The following is a 22,654-nucleotide window of genomic DNA, read 5'->3' as shown; positions in this document are numbered from 1 at the left end:
CGTCTAAAAGCAAAGAAATAAGGGGGTATCTCCCCCTTATTTGTAATATACGTGTTATGAAAATGAAATGATATTTCTTTCAAAAAACCTACTCTTCTAGGCGTACCTCTTGTTTTTCCTTGTTTTGTTGCCCGCCTTTTCTTGATGGACTTGATAAAAACCAGCCAAATGCTGCAATTGCGAGAAGCACTGTCCAGAAAATCACTTTCCATAATGTTGAATGAATAAAATGAGAGGACACGATACCAATGGCTGGATGTGACAGTGTATAAAGCGTGAGCTTCACACCAACCCACCCGACAATGACAAAGGCTGCTGTTTCTAGGCTCGGTCTTGTTTTGAGCAGTTTCACAAAGACAGTCGCTGCAAATCTCATGATGATCAGACCGATGATACCACCTAAAAGAATGACAATAAATTGACCGCCATCAAGTCCACCGATTTGCGGAAGACTTGTTTTCGGCAAAGTTACGGCTAATGCGACCGCCGCTAAGATGGAATCGACAGCAAAAGCGATATCAGCAAGCTCGACTTTTACGACTGTTGCCCAGAAGCCGCTTTGCTTCATGTTTGTGTCTGATTCCTTTTTCTTAAATACGTGCGATTTTAAAATATGGTGAATGGAAATATAAAGAAGATAAATTGCACCAATGGCTTGAACTTGCCACACATCCACTAAAAACGAAATAAGAAACAGGGAACCAAATCGCATGACAAACGCACCCGCAAGTCCGTAAAACAACGCCTTTTTTCTTTGCTTTTCAGGAAGGTGTTTCACCATCACCGCCATGACCAGCGCATTGTCAGCGGCTAAAATCCCTTCTAATCCAATCAGTACGAGAAGAACCCATCCGTACTCTAAAATAATTGCTGCATCCATCATCATTCCTCCTTGTTTTTATCTATTGTCCCACAACAGACAAAGGCTTATGAATGCAAAAAAGACCTTTGCCTGTAATGGCAAAGGTCTTGCTAGACATGTGATATGTAGAATCATGCCAACAAAGCCGATGGAACTTAAGTCCATGTAATGACGACTTTGTTTCCGGTAAAAACCGGACGCTACTCCCCTTTGGTGGGATTTAAAAATATTTAGATTACTTATAGTTTAATCAATAGACACTGTATTGTCAACAGGGGACTTTCACCTCGGGTCCAGTGATTAGGCAGTTGGTGTTTCTGCTTTACTTTTTCTACGTTTCAGCCATATATACATCGCGAAAAGCAGCACAATCCCGATCCCAATCGGCAGAAGATATGGATCTAACATTGCGCCAACCTCTTTCCAGTTCTCCCCGAGCACAAATCCAAGATACACATATACAAATGTAATAGGCGTAATCGCTAAAAACGTGTACAGGCAAAAGACCCACACATTCATCTTGGCAATACCGCACGGGATGGAAATAAGCGTTCTGACTCCTGGAATAAACCGGCCGCTAAATGCGACGAATCCACCATGCTTTTCAAAGAAGGCATCCGATTTATCAAGCGACTCCGGTTTAACAAAAAAGTACTTCCCATATTTATTTAAAAAAGGTCTACCGCCATAACGTCCTAACCAGTACAAGGTCAAAGGGCCAGCCACGCCGCCAATAGAGCCGGCTGCCACAACACCAATGAAGGCCATGTCCCCTTCTGAGACCCAGTAACCCGCAAGAGGCAGAACCACTTCAGCAGGAACAAATTCAATACATAATGCAAGGAAGATGCCAAAGTACGACAAGTTCTTAAAGGCATCAGCTAAAGAAATAATAAAATCTTCGATGTTTATCAATCCCTTTCACACATAATCGTTTAACTGATTCTATCTCTTTTAGAATCGCACATATATTAAACGAAAAAAACCGAAGAAACGATTCACTTTTCGTCGTTTTTTTACATTAAATTTGATTTTACTATAAAAGACAGGTGAAAAAAAAGTTGATTGTGGTATTTAAGTGAAGGAAAAGTGAACACAGAAGCCATTCGATCCGATATATTAGGTATACGTCTGTTTTAAGATACTGGAGGTTTTCTTACATGACCCATTTAACAGGAAGTTACAATGGATGGCTTGTCTTTCTGTCAATCGCAGTCGCCACTGTCGCCTCCTACTCAGCTCTTCATTTAGCCAGCCGAGTGGCACAGTCAAGCGGTGCAAAGAAAAAGGTATGGCTGATCGTTGGTGCCTTGATCATGGGAATGGGGATATGGTCGATGCATTTTATCAGCATGATGGCATTTCACGTGCGTGCTGGCATCACCTATGAAACACCCTTGCTCATTTTATCGATTTTGGCATCTTTTGTCGGGTCCTTGATCGCATTCACAATATGCATTCAAGAGCAACTCTCCACAAGGCGGCTGCTTATTAGTTCAATCACCATGGGCTCAGCTATTTGCAGCATGCATTATCTTGGAATGGAATCAATGGCCAATGTCTCAATCAGCTATGATCCAGTCCTCTTTTTTCTTTCGTTTTTCATTGCTGTGATAGCGTCTTTCTTTTCGCTTCATCTCTTTTTTCGGCTCCATCGATCCGGGAAAAAGCAGGAGGATCATCTGTTAAAAATAGCTGGTGCACTCGTGATGGGCGGGGCTGTTTCTGGGATGCATTATACCGGTATGGCTGCTTCTACTATGTTTTTTCATTCAGACGGACAGTCCTATAGGGGTGGTTCTCTTGAACTATCACCATTCAGTCTGTCGATTTTCATCGGCTTAATGACACTGATTGTCCAAACACTGATGATTTTTGGTGCCTATATAGATCACCGAATCATGAAGCAGGCAGATAAACTAAAGGAAAATGAACAGCGGTTCCAATCGCTCATCAAACATAATATCGATGGCATTATCGTGTTATCTGTCAATCGAAAGGTGCTTTCTGCGAACGACTCAGGTAAACAAATTCTAAAAATGTGCAATTCTTGGATTGGTGATGATGTCAGCCAATACGTCATGCCGACTGACATGTGGGAAGAATTTATTTACGAGTCAAAAAAAGCCATCACACGTGAAGCAGAACTAAAAGCAGCAGATCGCTTTTATTATTATCATGTCACTTACATACCTGTTCATGTCAACAATACGCTTGACAGTATTTATCTTGTCTTAAAAGATTTAACGCAGCAGCGGATTGCAGAAAAAGAAATTCATGTCATGGCACATTATGATGCGTTAACCGAGCTTCCTAATCGGCGCCACGCCATCAACCATCTAAGTGATGTTCTCTCCGCTCAAAAAGAGACAGGAACATCGACGGCTGTTCTGTTTCTTGATTTGAATCGTTTTAAAATTATCAATGATGCACTTGGTCATAACATAGGGGACTTACTTCTTAAAGCAGCTGCAAACAGACTGACGCAATGTTTACCAGACAACGGCTTTATAGCCAGACTAGGCGGGGATGAATTTTTAATGATCTTCCCTGACATGGGGCATGACACACAGAAAATTGAACAGCTTTCTCAAAATATCATTCGGCAATTTGAGCGTCCTTTTTTCATCCAGAATCATCAGCTCATTACTTCTATCAGCATTGGAATCGCTATCTCACCTCAAAATGGCAAAGATGGGATGGAGTTAATGAGGAAAGCCGATATGGCGATGTATTTATCCAAAAAACATAAGCAAAGCCGTTATGAGTTTTTCACCGAATCAATGGAAAGATCAAGTGAAGATAGGTTGAACCGAGAGCTTGAGTTACGGGATGCCATTCAAAGAGAACAGTTTGTGCTTCATTACCAGCCGCAAGTGAGTGCGAAAACAAGACAGATGACTGGTGTAGAAGCTCTTCTAAGAATGAAAGCACCAGATGGTTCGTTAAAATCACCCGAGGTTTTTATTGAGCTGGCAGAGGAATCAGGACTGATCATTGATATTGGCAGATGGGTGATTGATACCGCATGCAGGCAGGCTAAAACGTGGTATGACAACGGGCTGAAAATTCCCGTGGCTGTCAATTTATCTGCAAAACAATTCAATTCTGAAGACTTAATTGATTTGATTAAGCTGACACTGAAAAAATACGATATGACACCGTCACTGCTCGAGCTTGAAGTCACAGAAAGTATGACAATGGACAATATCAAGCAATCAAAGCAGGTACTGACCTCACTGAAACATCTGGGCGTTCGCATTAGTATTGATGACTTTGGTACAGGGCATAGCTCCTTAAGCTATTTAAAGGATTTGCCCATTCATCGCCTAAAAATCGACAAATCCTTCATCGAAGATATTTTAAATGATTCAAAATCTGAACAGATTACAGGTGCCATTATCGCGATGGGACATCAACTATCTCTCGAGGTCATAGCAGAAGGTGTTGAAACCTTTGCGCAGGCGCAGCTTTTATCTGCGCAAGGATGTGACGACTTGCAAGGCTTTTATTATGCGAAGCCCCTTCCAGCAAACGATATCGAAAAATTCATTGCCTATCCAGCGCATCAGCTGGACACATAAAAAAGGTGCCAATCATGGCACCTTTTCGTTCTATCTAAATAATAAATGTTGACTGTGAATACCTGCTTTTTTCAATAGACTAATCAATTGTTCTTGTTCTTCTCGCGAGAGGCCTGAGAAGGCACGCGCAATCCGGAGAGAATGAATCGGGTAAATTTTATCAAGATAACTGCGCCCTTTATCTGTTAAATGGGCATAAACCGACCTTTTATCCTTTGGGTCCTGCTCTCTTTCAATGAAACCATTTCGTTCTAATTTGTCAATTACGTACGTCACATTCCCGCTGACAAGCAGGAGTCTTGAGCCGATTTGCTGAAGTTTTTGAGCACCTCTTGTATACAGCAATTCAAGAACCGCAAATTCAGTTGGATTAAATCCATGCTCTTTGCTGTCTCTAATGCTGTGTTCTGAAACGCTTTTAAATGCTCTTGCAAATACCTTGTAAAGTGTCATTGAACGTTCTACTTCTTCTTCATTAAACGATAGTCTCATCACATATCTACCTCTTATAATATTTTTTTAACTTCAAGGCTTTCTTGCGGTGCAGTTGGAGCCTTTCGTAAAAAATAGAAGTACGTTTTTGAAAACCCTTTCAACCACATAAGTGACTCCATTCGTGTTATGTATAAGATTTCGATATAAACTTTTAAAATCCTTCTTATTTTTCACAACCATCTCGAAAAAAAGGTTTTTTAGCAAACCATCAAGATCCGACACAGTTTAACATAATCTGTAAAGACTCTATGTTTCTTTACACTGTATTCGTCAAATTTCTACAAAATTCAATATTGCTATAACATTAAACAAAAAAAGAACCCTTTATGTGACATGCGCACATTTCAAGGGATTTTCACAAATCACGCTTTGTTTTGTTGAAAAAGAAGTGATACTCTTTTTTTAAGTCACTAATTGTCATTTTCTTGGCCGCACTAGGACTGTACACTCCTAATGAACAGAGCTGCTTCGTATAATAATGTCTTTCCTTCGCTAAAGCTTCTGTTAGGATACGCCGCACCGATTATTCCCTCCTATCAATTGATCTGGAGCAGGTGCTTATGAAGACCTTTTATACAAATCATTTTGTACAGCTCTTAGAAGAGCATGCGCATTCTGACCTGCAGCCTGCATGAATCGCTCCAGTAATTCATCCCTCTTCATATCTAATGCGATGATTTCTTTTGCCATACAGATGATCCGTGTTTGCTCCATCATATGCTCCTCCTCTATTTCAACTCATCATCATTATATGCAAGCGTAGCAATCACTTCACATATGTTGTCAACTTTCCTTCCATCGTTTTTTCATTTTTATGTTTTTATGTTATATTTTCTAACAAACGATAGGTTTTTTTCGTTGTCATTCTGTATAATATGAAGAAAAGACTTGCAGGGGTGAGTATATGACGCAGGAAGATGTATCTTATAAAGATAAAAAAGTCATTTCAATCGGGATTGTCAGTGAATTAACAGGGCTATCCGTCAGGCAAATCCGATATTATGAGGAACGCAGACTCATCTACCCCCAGCGCTCAACAAGAGGCACGCGTAAATATTCTTTTTCTGATGTAGAACGATTAATGGACATCGCCAACAAACGAGAAGACGGTGTGCAAACAGCGGAGATTTTGAAAGACATGAAGAAAAAGGAACAGGCATTAAAAAGCGGACAATATAAGAAAAAAATGCTGGAAGGTCAAATTAACGCACACTTCCGGTACAAAAATCGATAAACAAATAAAGTTTAGCTGACTCTTTTAGGCTTTGTTCGTACTTGATTTTTGGTCATGGCTTATGAAAAAGAGACAGCTTTTTTTGCTGTCTCCGTTATCAAACCAAAGCCCTTGGCAATGCCAGATCATACTCAGTGAAATAAGCTATATAGGCAAGGACATCCATTTAAATTTACTTTTTTTAGGCGGTGTTCCACAACATTTCATTCTAAGAAACAACACTATATCAAATAGCGTTTTAGGTATATTGTTAAGTGCAGGCGATCTAGCGTTTATCCATTCGTTCAGGAATCGAAACAGTTCGTTCATTGATCACATTCCCCGTGTTCAGCGTCGTTTTTGGTTCAATTAAGAGCAAATGAACTTCTTCTTCAGCAATTGGCTGATGTTCAATTCCTTTTGGAATCACAAGAAACTCCCCTTCATTAAGCGCTATTTCTCTATCTCTAAAACGGATGACTAGATTTCCTTTCCATACAAAGAACATTTCATCCTCGTCATCATGGTGATGCCAAATGAATTCACCCTTAATTATTACCATTTTCATGTATGAGTCGTTCAACTCTCCACTTATTCTAGGATTCCAATAATCATTTATTTGCGAAAATTTCTCTTGGATATTAACCTTTGAAATCAATAGATTCCCTCCTCATTTACTTGGAAACGTCTTTTTTATCTTTCTTAAGCTAGAACTCCCTACCTTGCAAATTCTCCTCCTCATGATAAACATCAAGGGACACAATGAGCATCAACCTCTTATATTATTAAGTTTACTTATTCTGTTGAATCACGTAAAATCAAAAAACAGTGTATAACTCATCACAATTTGTGATGCAAAAAGGAGCATTATTTTGGATATTACATCTTTGGAGATATTTAAAGCAGTAGCTATTGAACAAAGCGTTACAAAAGCTGCTGAGAAATTAAATTATGTGCAGTCCAATGTCACTGCACGAATCCAGCGTCTTGAACAAGAATTAGGTGTTCCTCTTTTCTATCGATATCACAAAAAGATATCCTTAACGCCTGCAGGGCGAGAACTGTTGCCATATGCAAACAAATTACTCTACGATTTTGAAGAAGCGATAGAGGCCGTAAAGCTTTCCTCTACTCCGCGAGGTACTTTGCACATTGGATCTATAGAGTCTACCGCTTCGACAAGATTGCCCAGCATTTTCGCAGCATATCACAAGACATTTTCACAAGTAGAATTAAGCATGTATATGGCACCTACTGTAGATCAGGTTCATGCTATTCTCAATTACAAGGTAGACGGTGCATTGGTTGATGGGCCCATTCTTCATCCCGACATTATTGAATATCCGGTATTGGAAGAATCTCTTGTTCTCATTACAAGCTACTCCCAGGAGGAATTCCAGGTAGAATCAATTTTGCATGAACCATTGCTTTCGTCATTTGCGCATTGCATCTATTTGGGGCGTTGGCAACGATGGTTAGAGAGCAATGGTTTTGCTCCGATGAAGGTAATGGAATATGGCACTTTAGAGGGCGTGCTTAAATGCGTTGAAAACGGGCTAGGGGTTACCGTATTACCAAAATCTATGGTTGAATCTCGGGTGCAAGGCAGATTTACCTGTCATCCTTTACCGGAACCACACAGAATCGTGCCAACTGTGTTTATAAGGCGCCGCGATTCGTACATGACCAGTGCCCTCTCACGGTTTATGGAATTATTGGGCATAACTCATATGTGATCGGGTCATTTGTGGTAAAAAAGAGGATAGATAGAGCGACATTCTTTCAGCTCTTCTATCCTTTTTACATAAAATTATTTTAGCTTTCATTGAGAGGAAGTGTCAGTTCCTTCAACGAGTCCTACAAAGTCAATCCGTACACCGCCTTTTTCAGGATCTTCTATGACCCGCATGGCCAGTGCCTTTTTCTCCCCTGTTTTTTCATCTTCGTAATTCGCATGAAAGACGTGAATGCTGGCTTCTTCCAATTGAAAATCATCATAAGAAAGCGTCTCTATGCCCCATTCTTTTTTCAGCTTTAGAATGTCATTTGGGCTTGGGACAGCACCTTCAACATAGATGTTTTCTATTTTTTGTTTATTTCCTTCGGTAATCGCTTCAATCATATGCTCTGCAGCCACTAGTCTTCTGTCTTTCCCCTCGTCTTCCCTTGAACATGCACCTAGCAATACAATGCACATTAAAATGAATAAAAACTTCTTCATTTTTCTCTCCCACCTTCTCCTTAAAATGTAAAGGATGGAAGCGCTATATGCAATCTTTATTCAAAAAAGACTGTAAAACGTCACGTTTTACAGTCTTCATGCTACATCAATGTATGAAGGAATGCGGTTGCAATTCCAAAATAGATCAGTAAGGATAAAATATCATTCAATGTTGTGATTAGCGGCCCAGATGCAATGGCTGGGTCCACGTTTAATCTGTGTAAAATAATCGGTACAACCGTACCTGCCATTGTCCCAATAATCAGTGTTGCAAGCAGTGAGGAACCGACAACAAAACCTAAAATCATATTGCCCTGCCACACGATTGCGACGACTGTAATAATAACGGAACAGACAATCCCAATGTAAATACTCGTTCTCAGCTCTCTAAAAATAAGGCGCATGATGGTTTTTTTCGTTAATTCTTCTTTTGAAAGCCCTCTAATGACGACGGCAAGAGACTGTGTCCCTGTATTCCCTGTCATCCCGGCAATCATCGGCATGAAGAACGCTAAAGCAACGACTTGCTGAAGGGTACCTTCAAAATAATTTAAAATACTGCCTGAAATCAGCCCAATGAACAAGAGTAAAATGAGCCACGGAAGACGGCGGTATGCCGCCACAAATGCCGGCGTGTCGAACGTGATATCTTTACCAGAGGCAGCAAACTTTTCATAGTCTTCGCCCGCCTCTTGAATCACAACATCAATGATATCATCGACTGTAACAATTCCGACTAGGACATTGTTCTCTTCCACAACAGGAATCGCAAGGAAATCATATCGTTCAATCAGCTTTGCGATTTCCTCCTGATCCTGAAAGGCTCCAACGGCAATGACTCTTGTAAACATGAGATCCTGTACCTTTTCATCCGGTTCACCTAAAATGAGATCCCGGTATGAGAGAACGCCTACAAGCTGTTTTTGATCATTAATCACATATAAATAGTTGATTGATTCCGCAATTTCAGCAAAGCTTTTCAGCTTCACAACGGCATCCTGCACTGTAAAATGCTGAGGAATCCAAACATAACGGTTCGTCATGATCCGTCCCGCTGTCTCAGCAGGATAATTCATAAGAAGCTGGACGGCTTTTGATTCCTCTGCTTCCATGTTAGATAAAAGCTGATCCTTTAGCTCATCCTCCATCTCATCAAACAAGTTGGCTAGATCATCGTTATCCATTTTGTTTGTGACGAAGGTCGCTTTGTCTTTACCTACTTTTTCAAGAACAATTTCTTGATATTCCCGCTCCAGCTCACCCATCATTTCTGTCACGTCATCGACTGGTAAAAAGCTGAGGAAGCGGCCGCGGTGTTTCTCTGGAAGCTCTTTAAATAAATAGGCCATATCATATGGCTGAAGTTCTTCCATGATGTTTTTAAATTCTTTTCGTTTTCCATCTCTCAGTAAAATAATGATGCGTAAAATGAGTTCATCATACGTAATATTTTGTATCATCGCTGTTACCTCCCCAAAGTCAGGAGATACCCGAATCCCTTAGAATGTGCGGGGGTCAGGATCTCCTCTATCTGATGTCTCAATCTGATCTTTTGACATATCTTCTATGTGTCTCGAATCGGGATGATCCATCCCCACACCTCCTTTTCTCATAAAAAAGCACCTTCAACCGAATGAAGGCGCTTTGTAAGCATGACAAATAAACACTTGCTCCTTCAATCGTAGAGCTTTAGCACTGTATGGCATAGGAAGAATCCAGCTGCATTAAAAATCACCTTATGTCGATGATTTCTGTTGACCCATTGGCGTCTTTGGACATTTTTGGGCAGCAGCGTATCTCCATACAGGAGCCTCACCTAACGAAGTCTCATATTGTTGACACACTGAGATTACAGAAAAAGCGCAGTGATGTCAATAAGCAAGATGCCAATTTCCCTTATGTATTCGCTTACTTTTGAAAAAAAGAGCGATAGACAAAGTAGACCATCGCCCTTTCATGTCTTTTATTCCTCTTCTGGCTGATTCATATCCTCTTGGGAGAGGAGATGAAAGGAATCATGCAAAAACAAAGCATATCCTTCTCCATCAGGATGCGGAACATATTCCGCATGGTCCATTGTCTGCTCTTCTTCTTTTTTCTTCATATTCTCTCGCCTCCTTTCCCGTAGTTTGTCCCAATGAAAAAACCTTACACATGAAAGTGTAAGGAGTGATTAGTACAAAACAGCTGAACTCATAAAGGTGCGGCGAATGTCACCATTGGCAATGCGCTGATAACCCTCGCTTTAGCTAAAAATGAATGATTGTTTACAGAAAAAAGCTCTCTCTGATTAGGGTACAGCCATTGATTGATAACACAATGTATAATACTAAGTATAAGAAATGAATATTGGGGGATATGATGATGAGCGAATCTACACTGAACATGCACTTTTCAAATGATTTATTAAAAAAAGTAAGAGAACAATTTTTATATATTGATGAGGATCCTATCCTAAAAAAGGAACGACTCTTTTTTGACAATGCAGGTGGCTCTCTTCGTTTAAAACAGGCAAATCATATATTTTCAATCATTGATGGCATCCCAGATTGTTCTGAAAGAAATCATAAAGCTGCAAAACACTTGATTGATATCCAAAAAAAGGGGATTGTTGATCTTCAAACCCTTTTTAACGTGAAACAAGGAAGCTTCGCCACATATCTGACAGCATCACAGGCTATCTTTCAAACTACGGGTATCATTGCAGAACATATTCAAGGAACAAATATTGTCACAACATCCTTAGAACATCCAGCAGCCTATGACGCAGCTAGTTTTTATGCAAATAAATTAAACAAAGAGCTGAGAGTGGCCAAGTCTAATCCTTTAACAGGTGGAGTGAACGTAGAAGACATCTTGGCATTAATCGATCAAGATACTGTTCTTCTAAGCGTCATCTATGCTTCGAATATCTCTGGTGCTATTTTAGATATTGAACAAATTGTACAAGAGGCAAGAAAAAAGAAACCAAACTTATTTATCATGGTTGATGCCGTTCAACATGCACCTCATGGTTTAATTGATATTGAAAAAACACCTGTGGATGTGATAAATTTTGCCCCATATAAATTTTTTGGTGTTAGAGGCTGCGGGATTGCTTATTTATCAGAAAGAGCTGCTATTCTCCCTCACCATAAGTTAAAAGGAAAGAAAAAAACTGAATGGGGTCTAGGAACTCCAGCACCTGCTCATTATGCGGCTATTAGCGCAATTGTTGATTATGTGTGCTGGCTTGGAGGTCATTTTACAACAGTGAATGCCAGACGACAGTTATTCGCAGCAGGTATGGAAGCTATCGGAAAACAAGAAAGGTCTTTATTAAAAATAATGCTAGACGGGACACCCAACGTAAAAGGGCTAAGAGAAATCAAAGGAGTTACCGTGCATCTTGATGACCATGATTTATCAAAAAGAGATTTCATCGTAGCCATATCGATAGAAGGAACAAACCATGAGGATGCAGTAAGACAATATGAACAGCACGGTGTGATCGTATATGAAAGGTTGAATACAAGCATTTATTCTAAAAGGATGCTGGATTCCTTTGGAATGAAAGGGGCTATTAGAATATCACCTCTCCATTGTCATACTATTCAAGAGATTGAGACGTTTTTAAGAACAACTGAAATGATAAGCAATCAACATAAAAAGCATTAACACGCTTGGTGGACAGATACATGGAAGTACGCTATTTAGTTTAAAAGATGATATTCATTTGTACTTGAATATCATCTTTTAAACTAAAATAACGGTCTGAACCATCGGTTCAGACCGCATACAAATTTATCTTAGGATTGCTGCCGTATTAATCATCCCATTCTTGCTTCATAATTTTGCCTGTTTTAGCGGAAATCTCAAAATCAACTTCCTCGCCGTTTGGTGTGGTGATTTCGACTTCATACAAGTACACACCATTTTCTTTATCTAAATCAGAATCTGTGACTGTTCCTTTTACTTTTGCAAGGGCAATTTGTTCAGCCTGCTTTTTAGTGATCTTCACATTCTTTTTCTTTTCTTTGACTGGATCATTCAGCGCTTTCCCTGTTTTGGCATCGACATATACTTTATATTCAAAGCCGCCTTTTTTAATCTCGACCTCATACACCCATTTTCCTTTTTTACGCTCAAGATCCACATCGTCCACATAGCCTTTCACAACTTTTAACGCTGCTTTTTCAGCTTGTTTCTTTGAGACAAACGATGATTTCTTTTGCACCACCTGCTCGGCGTTTGCTGTTTGATTTGTATTTTGCGCTTGAAGTGTGAAACCACCTGCGACAAGAGTTCCTGTTAATGCTGTAGCTACTAGTACTTTTTTCATCATGTTCATGTCCTCCTCTATTTGATTTCTCCTTTATCTTAAAGAAACAAGATGATAAAGGAAGGAAAGAAACATGAGAAAATCATGAGAAAAGGATTAGTTTTCGTACGTAATACCTTCAATGTCTCCTGTATATGCGTTCACAAGCACCTCTGCCTCTCGCCCATCAGGCAAATCCAGCTCCACCTCAAAGACGAGCATACCGCTAAATGTTTCAAGATCAGCATCATCCACTGTCCCTCCGACTTCTTTTACTGCAATTCGGATGGCTTCTTCGACCGTGATTTTTGTCATTTTCTTTTCTTTAGAGGTTGGGTTTTTCTTTTCTGCTTCAAGCACCTTAAACGTTTGCTTGTCGACATCGACTTGATATAATTCTTTTTTTGATTGGATCGTAAAAATAAAACGATCGGACTTTTCTTTCTTTTGAATGACCGTACCGCTTACTTTTTTAACAGCCGCTTCTTCTGCCAGAAGCTCAGCATTTTTTTCATTTGGTTTTTGATAGCTTTTTAACTGCTTGATTTCTTTCATTTGACCGCTTGCGGAAGATGCAATGATTTGATAGATCCCATTTGAATTTTCCAGGGTCAGGGTATAGTCCTGTTTATGATTGATTAAATCAATATTTGTAATGTTTCCATTGTAGTCTTTTGCGATGATTTTTTTGATTTCTGCTTCACTTAATATTTTTTGATCAATGGTTTGAATCATGAGCATTGCAAAGGCTGCAAGAACGACGAGACATCCTGCGAGCGCAAGCACCATTTTCGTTTTTCTAGACATGCAGCGCCTCCTTCCTATTTCCTATTTTATAAGGAGGAAATGAGAAATTGATGAGAAAAGACCTATTTTATTTCTGAAAAAGAATGGTCATGGTTGTCCCTTCGCCGATACGACTGTCCACCTTCAGTTCGGCCCCGTGCTCTTCCGCAATTTGCTTCGCAATTGAAAGACCAAGTCCGGTTCCGCCCGTCTCACTGTTTCTCGCTTCATCCACACGGAAAAAGCGGTCAAAGATTTTCGGCAGATCCTCTTCTTTTATGCCAATCCCATGGTCAACGACTGAAATAAACGGCTTCTCTCCCGCCCATCCGCAGGTCACATCAACGGGCTCTGTACTATATTTAACTGCATTATCAATCAAGATGGTCAAAAGCTGTTTGATTTTCTCTTCATCCCCCTCAGCGACGAGCGGCTGATCTGTTTGCACATCAGGATCAATGGTTCGATTCGTTGCAACTTCAAGTGTATGACATACCTGCTTGCATAAATGACCAAGATTAACTGGCTTCATATCCAAGTAAAGCGGCTGACCATTTTTCGCAAGTGTTAATAATTGATCTGTCAGCCTTTTCATTTTTTTCGCTTCATCATGAATCGCTTGAGAGGATTCTTCTATAACCTCTGGACGTGTCTGTCCCCAGCGCTTTAGTAAATTGCTGTAGCTCATAATGACGGTAATCGGTGTCTTCAATTCATGAGAGGCATCATGCAAGAATTGCTGCTCTTTCTCATAATGCTTCTCGAGGATTTCTGACATTTCATTAAAGGTTTGTCCCATTTGGTACAATTCATCCTTTGAATCGCCTGCTAGTTTGATTCGCTTAAACGCCTTCTCCTTCATACTTGCCTTCATGGTGCTCGTCATTCTACTAATAGGGCGTACGATTTGTTTTGTTAAAATGTGGCCAGCAAAATAGGAAAGCACTATAATTAAAACGCCAGCAGCGATTAAAATCATTCTTAATAACGCCAAATTCTCTTCCGTATTTTCGATTTCTTCATATACTTGGAGCGACACAATCTCGCCATTTGTCCAAATAACCGGAATCGCAGCGAACGCAACCATATGCTTGTTGTATTCTTTGACTTCTGCTGTCTGACCAGTTTCATATGTAAAAGGCAGTGAGCTAAACGTTGATTCCTTTGTGACAGTCAGCTTTGACTCACCCTTTTCTGTCACGACACGGATCATGCCATTTTGAGGCAGGTACGCCTTCAGCAGCTCCGAGGATGGAAGACCCTCTTCTTCTGATTTTTTTAAAGCAATGGCAATATTTTCAGCGACCTCAGACAGCCTGGACATATCTTTTTGCGTCAAGGTCATCGAAAAAATAAAATAAATGGCTGTATGAAACAGCAGCACCATTAAAAACAAGGACAACGATGTATAAAGCTGAATTTTATTTTTTAATCTCATTCTTTATCCTTTCATCACATAACCCACACCTCTCACTGTGTGAATCAGCTGTTTTTCGAATGGGTAATCGACTTTTTTCCTTAAATAACGAATATAGACATCCACTACGTTTGTGTCACCGAAGTAATCAAAGCCCCAAACGGCTGTTAAAAGCTGATCTCTTGTAAGCACTTGCTGCTGATGCTTCAGCAAGTGGACAAGCAGGTCATATTCTCTCGGTGTGAGCTCAAGCATTTGCCCGGCCCTTTGTATGTCTCTTGTTTTCTCGTTGACGGTCAAATCTGCTATGCTAAGCTCTGTTTCCTTTTCTTCTTGCGCCTTTATATTCAACCTTAGCTGCGCACGAATTCGCGCTAGTAATTCTTCTATGTCAAAAGGCTTTGTAATATAATCATTCGCCCCAAGATCGAGGCCGCTTACTTTATCAGGCACACTCCCTCTTGCTGTTATCAAAATAATAGGTGTCGCTGTATTTGTCTTTCGAACCCTTCTCAGCACTTCAAGACCACTTAATTCTGGAAGCATGACGTCAAGCAGCACCAAATCGAAGCTTTCCTCTTCAAGAGCCTGGAGTCCATCCATTCCTGTCTCTTTGACTGTCACCTCATATCCTTCATACTCAAGCTCTAGTGACAGCACCCTTGCAATTTTCTTTTCATCTTCGACTACGAGTATCTTCCCTTTGTTCATCTCTATCTCTCCTATCTAAAAGGCAAGCTTGTCTTTCCATTATTATATGTTGCCTTTTGCATTTGGAACAGTCACAAACTTCACATGTTATTTTTCATATGAACATTGATAAAAAAGAACATTTGTTCTATAATAAGGTTATCATCATAACAGTTATTGATATTGTAAGCATCTGAACGTAATCCTATTTCATTCGTTTTTATAAACATACCTATAGAATATGCAAATCGCACTCATTTATAAAAGATACAAGGAGGAACACCATTCTATGAAAAGCAAAAACAATGTGAAATTAACGCACTTTTCAGATGTATATATAGAAGGCTTATCGTCTTTTGTTCTAGAGGAAGAACAAGCAAAATTTACTGCTTTACCAAGCGCATATTTTGAGTTTACCGAAAGGCAATACAGAATTGTCATACTCAATGAAGATGAACCGGTTGGATTCTTTGTATTACATGCAACAGATCGTGTTAAGGATTATTCAGATAACCCAAACGGTATATTGTTAACTTCATTATCTATTCATCAGACGCAGCAAGGAAAAGGATTTGCTAAACAAGCAATGTTCTTATTAAATCAATTTGTCACCTCAGAATTCCCTAACTGTAACGAGATCGTACTGGCTGTAAATCATCAAAATATTCCTGCTCAGACTCTGTACTCACAAGTAGGCTATAAGGATACAGGTAAAAGAAAAATCGGTCCAATTGGTGAACAGTTGATTATGAGCTTATGGTTATCCTAACTGTTCACCAAACGGGTACTAGAGTGAAAAATATTTTAGAACAAAAATATTTCCGCTCAACCTTCCTTCTTCTCACTTCTCAACTATCACTTATTTTCGTTGTTTAATCAGAAAGCCTTTTTTAGTTCTTTCCACCCATTTTCATCTATACAGGTGCAAGCTCACTATGCAGCATTTCCTTCTTTTTCATATGATATCAAGAGTTTTCCTCAAAAGCTGAGTTCTTTCGTCAAGATGTGAGGAGAACTGCACTTTTGATAATAGATTGATTATTTGAAAAATTATTACAATTGACCCTTTCCGATCAAAAGTTTCTTTTATACAATAACATTACGCAGCCTGAATCTACTTTGAAAACAAAATAAGGAGGGCTTTCTTATGAAAGGTGAAATTCGCTTAATTCCGTATGAAGTAAAAGCCAATGTGATGGAAGCGAAAGAGACGCCGGAAAGTATTCAGGAGATTAAAGCACCCGAACTTTGGTCAAGTGGCTTCAAAGGAAAAGGCATAACCATTGCTGTCCTTGATACAGGCTGTGACACAGAGCATCCCGACTTAAAAGATCAGATTATCGGAGGCAAGAACTTTACCGATGATGACAATGGAGATGCTGAAAATGTAAAAGACTACAACGGGCATGGTACCCATGTAGCAGGAACGATTGCAGCAACAGATCAAAATGGCGGAATTCTAGGGGTTGCCCCTGAAGCCAAGCTGCTGATCGTGAAAGTTCTTGGCGGTGAAAATGGCAGCGGGAAATACGAATGGATCATTAATGGCATCAACTATGCCGCTGAGCAGAAGGTGGATATTATCTCTATGTCTCTCGGTGGTCCAAGCAATGAGCCCGCCTTGCAGGAAGCCATTCAAAATGCGGTGAAAAGCGGTGTACTTGTTGTGTGCGCAGCAGGAAATGAAGGGGACGGGGACGAGCGAACGGAAGAGTTCTCCTACCCAGCAGCATACAATGAAGTCATTGCCGTCGGCTCTGTCTCCCTTGCAAGAGAATCCTCTGAATTCTCCAACGCCAATAAAGAAATCGACCTCGTCGCTCCAGGAGAAGACATTTTATCCACTCTTCCTAACCATAAATATGGCAGACTCACAGGCACCTCAATGGCTGCCCCTCACGTGAGCGGTGCACTAGCCATTATTAAAAATGCCGAAGAAGAAGCGTTCCAGCGTAAGCTGACAGAGCCTGAGGTCTATGCTCAGCTTGTCAGAAGAACCCTTCCACTGAAGCAATCTAAAGCCCTCGTCGGAAATGGATTTTTATATTTAACTGCGCCTGATGTCCTTTTAGAAAAAACATTGGAAGCAGATCTTTTATCTCTATAGCATGAATAGAGGTCCTGAGAATAGATAGAATTTTCTCAGGATTTTTTTAATTAAAATTATTCAAAATTTACTTTGACGAAATGAAATGGACGTTATATAATCGAACACAATAAATTCATAGTTTGAGAGTCGGTAATTCGATCATACGTCGAATTTTAATTGGGAAGACCGGTGAAAATCCGGCGCGGTCCCGCCACTGTGAGTGAGGAGAGCTTTTCTTATGAATCCACTGTCATAAGGACGGGAAGGATGAAAAGCTTGCAGATTCACCAGCCAGGATACCAGCCGCTCTATCACATCAAACCCCCTACGGTTGATAGGAGATGTCGGAAAGAAGCGTCAGTTCTGCTCACGCCTTATTTCGCACACACATTTTGTCTTTTTAAACCAGACATTTGCCCTCATCAATCTTCACCATGAGTGTAAATGTCTTTTTATATTTAGAGGAGGAATTGGAATTGACAATTGTTAAAACAAGTAATCTAGGTTTTCCGAGAATTGGTTTAAACAGAGAATGGAAAAAAGCACTTGAGTCTTATTGGAAAGGTCAAACTGACCGTGAAACCCTCTTAAGCACACTGGATGAACAATTTTTAACTGCCATTAAAACGCAAATTGATCGACAAATTGATGTTGTTCCTTCTGGAGATTTTACCTTCTACGATCACGTGCTCGATACTGCTGTCATGTTCAATTGGATTCCAGAGCGCTTCCGCAGCTTAAAAGACCCGCTAGATACATACTTCGCGATGGCAAGAGGAACAAAAGATGCTGTCTCAAGTGAAATGACAAAATGGTTTAATACAAACTATCACTACATCGTTCCAGAATACGAAAAAACCACCGAATTCAAACTCACACATAACAAACCGCTTGAAGCTTACGAAAAGGCGAAAAAGGCGTTTGGTGTTGAAACAAAACCTGTCGTACTTGGTCTTTATACATTTGTCTCACTTTCTAAAGGCTATGAACCAAATGAAGTAAAAGAGATTCAGCAGCGTCTCGTCCCGCTTTATACTCAAGTTTTAAAAGAACTTGAAGAAGCTGGCGTCAAATGGGTACAAATTGATGAGCCAGCACTTGTCACAGCTTCATATGAAGACGTGAAAGCCGTCAAAGAAATCTATCAAACGATCAAAGAAGCCGTACCTGCCTTAAATATTCTTCTTCAAACCTACTTTGATTCAGTAGATGCGTATGAAGAGCTTGTCACATATCCTGTTGAAGCCATCGGTCTTGATTTTGTCCATGATCAAGGACGCAATCTTGATCAAGTGAAAAAGCACGGCTTCCCGAAAGATAAAATTTTAGCAGCAGGCGTCATTGATGGAAGAAATATTTGGAGATCAGATCTTGATGAAAGATTGTCATTCGTTTCTGAGGTCATTGCTGACGCTCAGCCGAAGGAAGTATGGCTGCAGCCATCAAGCAGTTTGCTGCATGTACCAGTTGCAAAACACCCAAGCGAACAGCTTGAAGAAAAACTATTAAACGGACTTTCTTATGCTACTGAAAAGCTGGCTGAATTAACAACATTAAAAGAGGGCTTAACAAAAGGAGCTGCGGCGATTGAAGCCGCCATCAATGAAGCCAAGCAAGCACTTCTTACTTTAAAAGAATTTGCAAAAGGAACCAATGCGGATTTCACAGCAGAACGCAACAATCTTTCATCGAAAGACTTTAAGCGTCCAGTTGCCTTTGAAGAGCGCCTTCGTATCCAAAACGAATCTCTTGAACTGCCACTCTTGCCAACAACAACCATTGGCAGCTTCCCGCAGTCTGCTGAAGTGCGAAGCGCTCGTCAAAAATGGCGTAAAAATGAATGGACAGATGCAGAATATGATGAATTTATTAAGAAAGAAACAAAAAGATGGATTGATATTCAGGAGGAAATCGGTCTGGACGTTCTCGTACATGGAGAATTCGAACGTACAGACATGGTTGAATACTTTGGTGAAAAGCTAGCCGGATTTGCCTTTACGAAATTTGCTTGGGTGCAATCCTACGGCTCACGCTGCGTGAAGCCGCCAATCATTTATGGAGATGTCGAGTTTACAGCGCCAATGACCGTGAAAGAAACGGTTTATGCACAAAGCTTAACGGAGAAAAAGGTCAAAGGAATGCTGACAGGTCCTGTCACCATCTTAAACTGGTCTTTCCCAAGAACAGATATCACCCGAAAAGACATTGCCTTCCAGATTGCTTTCGCATTACGTAAAGAGGTAGAAGCGTTAGAGGAAGCAGGGATTCAAGTTATTCAAGTGGATGAACCTGCGCTAAGAGAAGGTCTTCCGCTCAAAGAAAGTGATTGGGCAGACTATTTAAACTGGGCAGCAGAGTCGTTCCGTCTATCAACATCATCTGTTCAAAATGAAACGCAAATTCATACACATATGTGCTACAGTAACTTCGAGGATATTGTCGATACGATCGAAGACCTTGATGCCGACGTGATCACAATTGAACATTCACGCAGTCATGGCGGATTCCTCGATTACCTAGAGAAGCATCCGTATTTGAAAGGCCTCGGACTTGGTGTATATGACATCCATAGCCCGCGCGTTCCATCTGTCGAAGAAATGAGTCAAATCATTGATGATGCGCTGAACGTATGCCCGACAGATCGCTTCTGGGTGAATCCTGACTGTGGACTAAAAACGAGACAAGAGCCTGAAACCATTGCTGCTTTGAAAAACATGGTGACGGCGGCTGAAGTCGCTCGTAAAAAGCTGTCGCAGCATGCATAATTGATTTCCTCTCCCCTGCTATCATGGCGGGGGATTTTTATGTGCAAATTGTCCTGCTTGACCATCTACTAGGAGGTTTCCTTTTCTAGCATGATTCGTTTATACTAGAGAAGTCAGTCGAACAAAGGGAGGAAGACAATGAATCACGAAGATTTTTTACAACGCGCAATTGATCTTGCAGTAGAAGGAGTCAATAGTGGTACTGGCGGCCCTTTTGGAGCAGTCATTGTCAAGGATGGACAGATTATTGCCGAGGGAAGCAACAATGTGACAACAACAAATGATCCAACCGCACATGCTGAAGTCACAGCCATTCGAAAGGCGTGCCAAACGCTGAATACATACCAATTAGAAGATTGTATTTTATATACAAGCTGTGAGCCTTGTCCGATGTGTCTTGGTGCTATTTACTGGGCTAGACCAAAAGCGGTCTATTTTGCTGCTGGACATCAGGATGCAGCAGTTTCCGGTTTTGATGACTCGTTTATTTATGAAGAAATCAATAAAGATTACGAATCAAGAAATATTCCATTTTATCAGCTGACACTTCAAAAAACCCTTGCACCATTTGAAGCATGGGAAACATACGAACAAAAGAAAGAATATTAAAAAAAGACACCTGCGCTCATCAGCAGGTGTTTCTTTTTTTCAGCGTGATAGAGGACCTTTTTTATTCAGCCACTTCAAGCTCTACTTCGATGTTCCCTCTTGTTGCTTTTGAATATGGACAGAATTCATGCGCAGCCTCAACAAGCTCTTTCACCTTGTCATGGTCAAGGCCTTTTGCAGATACAATCAGCTTGACACCAAGCTTAAATCCGCCATCACTTTCATCTTTTAAAAGACTGACATGTCCCTCGACTTCTGATTCAATGTTGACCCCTTGCTTTTTCGCTACTTGTTCAAGTGCCCCTCCGAAACAAGCTGCATAGCCCGCTGCAAATAATTGCTCTGGATTCGTACCAGTTTCTCCGTCTTTCTTTGCATTAGGCATGACAATGTTATGATCGAGCACACCATCTTCTGAACGAACATGTCCAGCTCTTCCATGTTGTGCCTTTACTTTTGCTGTGAATAATGGTTTCATCTTCATCTCCTCCTTTATCTATTTATTCCTTTCACGTTCTATCCATTTCTCAAACATTTATCGCACATTAAAGAATTTTTTCGTTTTTGGGCTGTATTTATTTTAAAAAAGAAGAAAATCTTATACAATGATAAGTATGACAAAAAATAGTTGGTGACTGACATGACAAATGAATTCGAGCATATGAAGCTGGAAAATCAGCTTTGTTTCTTGTTATATGCAAGTTCAAGAGAGATGACGAAGCAGTATAAACCGTTATTAGAAGAGTTAGACATTACGTATCCGCAATATTTGGCACTGCTTTTATTGTGGGAGCATGGGACATTAAATGTGAAAACGATGGGAGAGCTTTTATATTTAGACTCCGGTACACTCACACCTATGCTGAAACGGATGGAGCAAAACGGACTCATCATCCGCGAGCGCTCGAAAGAGGATGAACGTTCTGTGCAAATTCGTTTAACGGAATATGGCGAGCAACTAAAAGAGAAGGCTACTGCAATTCCATTTCAGATGCTGTCTGGGACAGGCAGATCGGAAGAAGAGTTAAAAACGCTGCGCGCCTCTTTGCATGAGCTTTTGCAAAAATTAACACAATCAAAAGGCTGAGGGAACATTCCCTCAGCCTTTTATGATATCAATTATTGTGCGACAGCTACTAATTCTACTTCGATATTTCCTTGAGTCGCTTTTGAATATGGGCATACGCCGTGTGCTTTATGAACAAGCTCATCTAATGCTGATTGCTCAATTCCAGTTCCTTTTACTTCTAGCTTAACGCCTAGTTTGAAGCCGCCATCTGAACTGTCTTTTACTAAGCTCACATGTGCTGTTACTTCACTTTCAAAACGGATACGCTCTTGTCTTGCGACCATTTGAAGGGCTGAATCAAAACATGCAGAGTAGCCTGCTGCAAATAATTGCTCTGGATTTGTTGCTTTTTCAATTTTTTTCGCTCTTGGTGTTCCAGGCATTGCTACATCATGCTCAAGCACACCATCAGTTGAAACAACCTTTCCTTCTCTTCCTCCTACAGCTGATACCGTTGCAGTAAATAAAACTTCTGACATGTATATAACCCTCTTTCTCTCCAATAATATTTTCTACAATTGAATTGTACACAATTAAAATTCAAGAGTCAACGA

General features: G+C 40.3%; 24 protein-coding genes and 3 riboswitches. Of the genes, 9 read left to right on the top strand and 15 right to left on the bottom strand.

The features are described from left to right. Nucleotides 1-88 precede the first annotated feature (88 nt). Nucleotides 89-880 carry a TerC family protein gene (locus tag MHB79_RS06490; protein WP_050945179.1) on the bottom strand — a complete coding sequence of 264 codons (792 nt, stop codon included), beginning with the start codon at nucleotides 878-880 and terminating at the stop codon, nucleotides 89-91. A 31-nt stretch (nucleotides 881-911) separates the two neighbouring features. Further along, a riboswitch (yybP-ykoY riboswitch) is annotated at nucleotides 912-1,083 on the bottom strand. Between the two features lie 79 nt (nucleotides 1,084-1,162). Next, nucleotides 1,163-1,777 (bottom strand): DedA family protein, encoded by a 615-nt coding sequence (locus tag MHB79_RS06485; RefSeq protein WP_310426989.1) that lies wholly within the window; start codon nucleotides 1,775-1,777, stop codon nucleotides 1,163-1,165. A gap of 245 nt (nucleotides 1,778-2,022) precedes the next feature. On the opposite strand from MHB79_RS06485, the gene MHB79_RS06480 reads away from it, so the two are divergent. Further along, entirely contained in the window at nucleotides 2,023-4,446 is a 2,424-nt protein-coding gene (locus tag MHB79_RS06480) for a bifunctional diguanylate cyclase/phosphodiesterase (protein ID WP_340865943.1), read from the top strand. A gap of 30 nt (nucleotides 4,447-4,476) precedes the next feature. On the opposite strand, the gene MHB79_RS06475 is transcribed toward MHB79_RS06480, so the two are convergent. The 3 genes from MHB79_RS06475 to MHB79_RS06465 form a co-directional block, all read right to left on the bottom strand. Then, on the bottom strand, nucleotides 4,477-4,941 hold the full coding sequence (locus MHB79_RS06475) for a MarR family winged helix-turn-helix transcriptional regulator (protein WP_088004396.1): 465 nt from the start codon (nucleotides 4,939-4,941) through the stop codon (nucleotides 4,477-4,479). A 355-nt stretch (nucleotides 4,942-5,296) separates the two neighbouring features. Then, complete coding sequence (locus tag MHB79_RS06470; RefSeq protein WP_050945182.1) at nucleotides 5,297-5,461, bottom strand: hypothetical protein; 165 nt, start codon at nucleotides 5,459-5,461, stop codon at nucleotides 5,297-5,299. Nucleotides 5,462-5,499: 38 nt separating this feature from the next. After that, nucleotides 5,500-5,655: a hypothetical protein gene (locus tag MHB79_RS06465; protein ID WP_095117785.1), complete on the bottom strand. Its 156-nt coding sequence runs from the start codon at nucleotides 5,653-5,655 to the stop codon at nucleotides 5,500-5,502. A gap of 190 nt (nucleotides 5,656-5,845) precedes the next feature. Between MHB79_RS06465 and MHB79_RS06460 the strand changes: the two genes are divergently transcribed. Further along, complete coding sequence (locus tag MHB79_RS06460; RefSeq protein WP_012009715.1) at nucleotides 5,846-6,175, top strand: MerR family transcriptional regulator; 330 nt, start codon at nucleotides 5,846-5,848, stop codon at nucleotides 6,173-6,175. Nucleotides 6,176-6,440: 265 nt separating this feature from the next. Here the strand turns inward: MHB79_RS06460 and MHB79_RS06455 are convergent, their stop codons facing one another. Further along, nucleotides 6,441-6,812 carry a cupin domain-containing protein gene (locus MHB79_RS06455; protein ID WP_340865941.1) on the bottom strand — a complete coding sequence of 124 codons (372 nt, stop codon included), beginning with the start codon at nucleotides 6,810-6,812 and terminating at the stop codon, nucleotides 6,441-6,443. 214 nt (nucleotides 6,813-7,026) lie between these two features. On the opposite strand from MHB79_RS06455, the gene MHB79_RS06450 reads away from it, so the two are divergent. Further along, entirely contained in the window at nucleotides 7,027-7,890 is an 864-nt protein-coding gene (locus tag MHB79_RS06450) for a LysR family transcriptional regulator (protein WP_050945183.1), read from the top strand. An 86-nt stretch (nucleotides 7,891-7,976) separates the two neighbouring features. Here the strand turns inward: MHB79_RS06450 and MHB79_RS06445 are convergent, their stop codons facing one another. From MHB79_RS06445 to MHB79_RS06435, 3 genes are all read right to left on the bottom strand, one after another. Further along, nucleotides 7,977-8,375, bottom strand: a complete 399-nt coding sequence (locus MHB79_RS06445) for a hypothetical protein (RefSeq protein ID WP_003211828.1) — start codon at nucleotides 8,373-8,375, stop codon at nucleotides 7,977-7,979. Nucleotides 8,376-8,476: 101 nt separating this feature from the next. Next, a complete protein-coding gene (mgtE, locus tag MHB79_RS06440; protein WP_340989353.1) occupies nucleotides 8,477-9,835 on the bottom strand; it encodes a magnesium transporter in 1,359 nt (452 codons plus the stop codon). Between the two features lie 207 nt (nucleotides 9,836-10,042). Next, nucleotides 10,043-10,206, bottom strand: a riboswitch (M-box (ykoK) riboswitch). A 132-nt stretch (nucleotides 10,207-10,338) separates the two neighbouring features. Beyond that, a complete protein-coding gene (locus tag MHB79_RS06435; RefSeq protein WP_003212346.1) occupies nucleotides 10,339-10,479 on the bottom strand; it encodes a hypothetical protein in 141 nt (46 codons plus the stop codon). A 260-nt stretch (nucleotides 10,480-10,739) separates the two neighbouring features. Here MHB79_RS06435 and MHB79_RS06430 point away from each other — a divergent pair, with 260 nt between their 5' ends. After that, a complete protein-coding gene (locus MHB79_RS06430; RefSeq protein WP_340989351.1) occupies nucleotides 10,740-12,032 on the top strand; it encodes an aminotransferase class V-fold PLP-dependent enzyme in 1,293 nt (430 codons plus the stop codon). Between the two features lie 148 nt (nucleotides 12,033-12,180). Here MHB79_RS06430 and MHB79_RS06425 read toward each other — a convergent pair whose 3' ends face one another. From MHB79_RS06425 to MHB79_RS06410, 4 genes are all read right to left on the bottom strand, one after another. Next, entirely contained in the window at nucleotides 12,181-12,699 is a 519-nt protein-coding gene (locus MHB79_RS06425) for a PepSY domain-containing protein (RefSeq protein WP_340989349.1), read from the bottom strand. Nucleotides 12,700-12,792: 93 nt separating this feature from the next. Continuing rightward, on the bottom strand, nucleotides 12,793-13,482 hold the full coding sequence (locus MHB79_RS06420; protein WP_003211196.1) for a PepSY domain-containing protein: 690 nt from the start codon (nucleotides 13,480-13,482) through the stop codon (nucleotides 12,793-12,795). 67 nt (nucleotides 13,483-13,549) lie between these two features. Further along, a complete protein-coding gene (locus tag MHB79_RS06415; protein WP_340989347.1) occupies nucleotides 13,550-14,899 on the bottom strand; it encodes a HAMP domain-containing sensor histidine kinase in 1,350 nt (449 codons plus the stop codon). 3 nt (nucleotides 14,900-14,902) lie between these two features. Further along, entirely contained in the window at nucleotides 14,903-15,589 is a 687-nt protein-coding gene (locus MHB79_RS06410) for a response regulator transcription factor (RefSeq protein WP_034662974.1), read from the bottom strand. A 268-nt stretch (nucleotides 15,590-15,857) separates the two neighbouring features. Here MHB79_RS06410 and MHB79_RS06405 point away from each other — a divergent pair, with 268 nt between their 5' ends. The 4 genes from MHB79_RS06405 (at nucleotide 15,858) to MHB79_RS06390 (ending at nucleotide 21,031) form a co-directional block, all read left to right on the top strand. Further along, a complete protein-coding gene (locus tag MHB79_RS06405) occupies nucleotides 15,858-16,337 on the top strand; it encodes a GNAT family N-acetyltransferase (protein WP_340989345.1) in 480 nt (159 codons plus the stop codon). A 378-nt stretch (nucleotides 16,338-16,715) separates the two neighbouring features. After that, on the top strand, nucleotides 16,716-17,675 hold the full coding sequence (locus tag MHB79_RS06400) for a S8 family peptidase (RefSeq protein WP_003210884.1): 960 nt from the start codon (nucleotides 16,716-16,718) through the stop codon (nucleotides 17,673-17,675). A 112-nt stretch (nucleotides 17,676-17,787) separates the two neighbouring features. Beyond that, nucleotides 17,788-17,979, top strand: a riboswitch (cobalamin riboswitch). A 154-nt stretch (nucleotides 17,980-18,133) separates the two neighbouring features. Beyond that, nucleotides 18,134-20,422: a 5-methyltetrahydropteroyltriglutamate--homocysteine S-methyltransferase gene (gene metE, locus MHB79_RS06395; protein ID WP_251190939.1), complete on the top strand. Its 2,289-nt coding sequence runs from the start codon at nucleotides 18,134-18,136 to the stop codon at nucleotides 20,420-20,422. A gap of 138 nt (nucleotides 20,423-20,560) precedes the next feature. Beyond that, on the top strand, nucleotides 20,561-21,031 hold the full coding sequence (locus MHB79_RS06390; protein ID WP_003212370.1) for a nucleoside deaminase: 471 nt from the start codon (nucleotides 20,561-20,563) through the stop codon (nucleotides 21,029-21,031). A gap of 61 nt (nucleotides 21,032-21,092) precedes the next feature. Here MHB79_RS06390 and MHB79_RS06385 read toward each other — a convergent pair whose 3' ends face one another. Next, complete coding sequence (locus tag MHB79_RS06385; protein ID WP_003212261.1) at nucleotides 21,093-21,509, bottom strand: organic hydroperoxide resistance protein; 417 nt, start codon at nucleotides 21,507-21,509, stop codon at nucleotides 21,093-21,095. Between the two features lie 162 nt (nucleotides 21,510-21,671). Here MHB79_RS06385 and MHB79_RS06380 point away from each other — a divergent pair, with 162 nt between their 5' ends. Next, nucleotides 21,672-22,118, top strand: coding sequence for a MarR family winged helix-turn-helix transcriptional regulator (locus MHB79_RS06380; protein WP_003212097.1), 447 nt, complete (start codon nucleotides 21,672-21,674; stop codon nucleotides 22,116-22,118). A gap of 32 nt (nucleotides 22,119-22,150) precedes the next feature. On the opposite strand, the gene MHB79_RS06375 is transcribed toward MHB79_RS06380, so the two are convergent. Further along, nucleotides 22,151-22,579 carry an organic hydroperoxide resistance protein gene (locus tag MHB79_RS06375; RefSeq protein ID WP_044138892.1) on the bottom strand — a complete coding sequence of 143 codons (429 nt, stop codon included), beginning with the start codon at nucleotides 22,577-22,579 and terminating at the stop codon, nucleotides 22,151-22,153. Nucleotides 22,580-22,654 lie beyond the last annotated feature (75 nt).

The sequence above is a fragment of the Bacillus sp. FSL M7-0558 genome (genome assembly GCF_038003245.1).
GTDB lineage: Bacteria > Bacillota > Bacilli > Bacillales > Bacillaceae > Bacillus > Bacillus pumilus.
The sequence above is the reverse complement of the archived record's forward strand: the minus strand, read 5'-3'. Positions and strand labels throughout refer to the sequence as shown.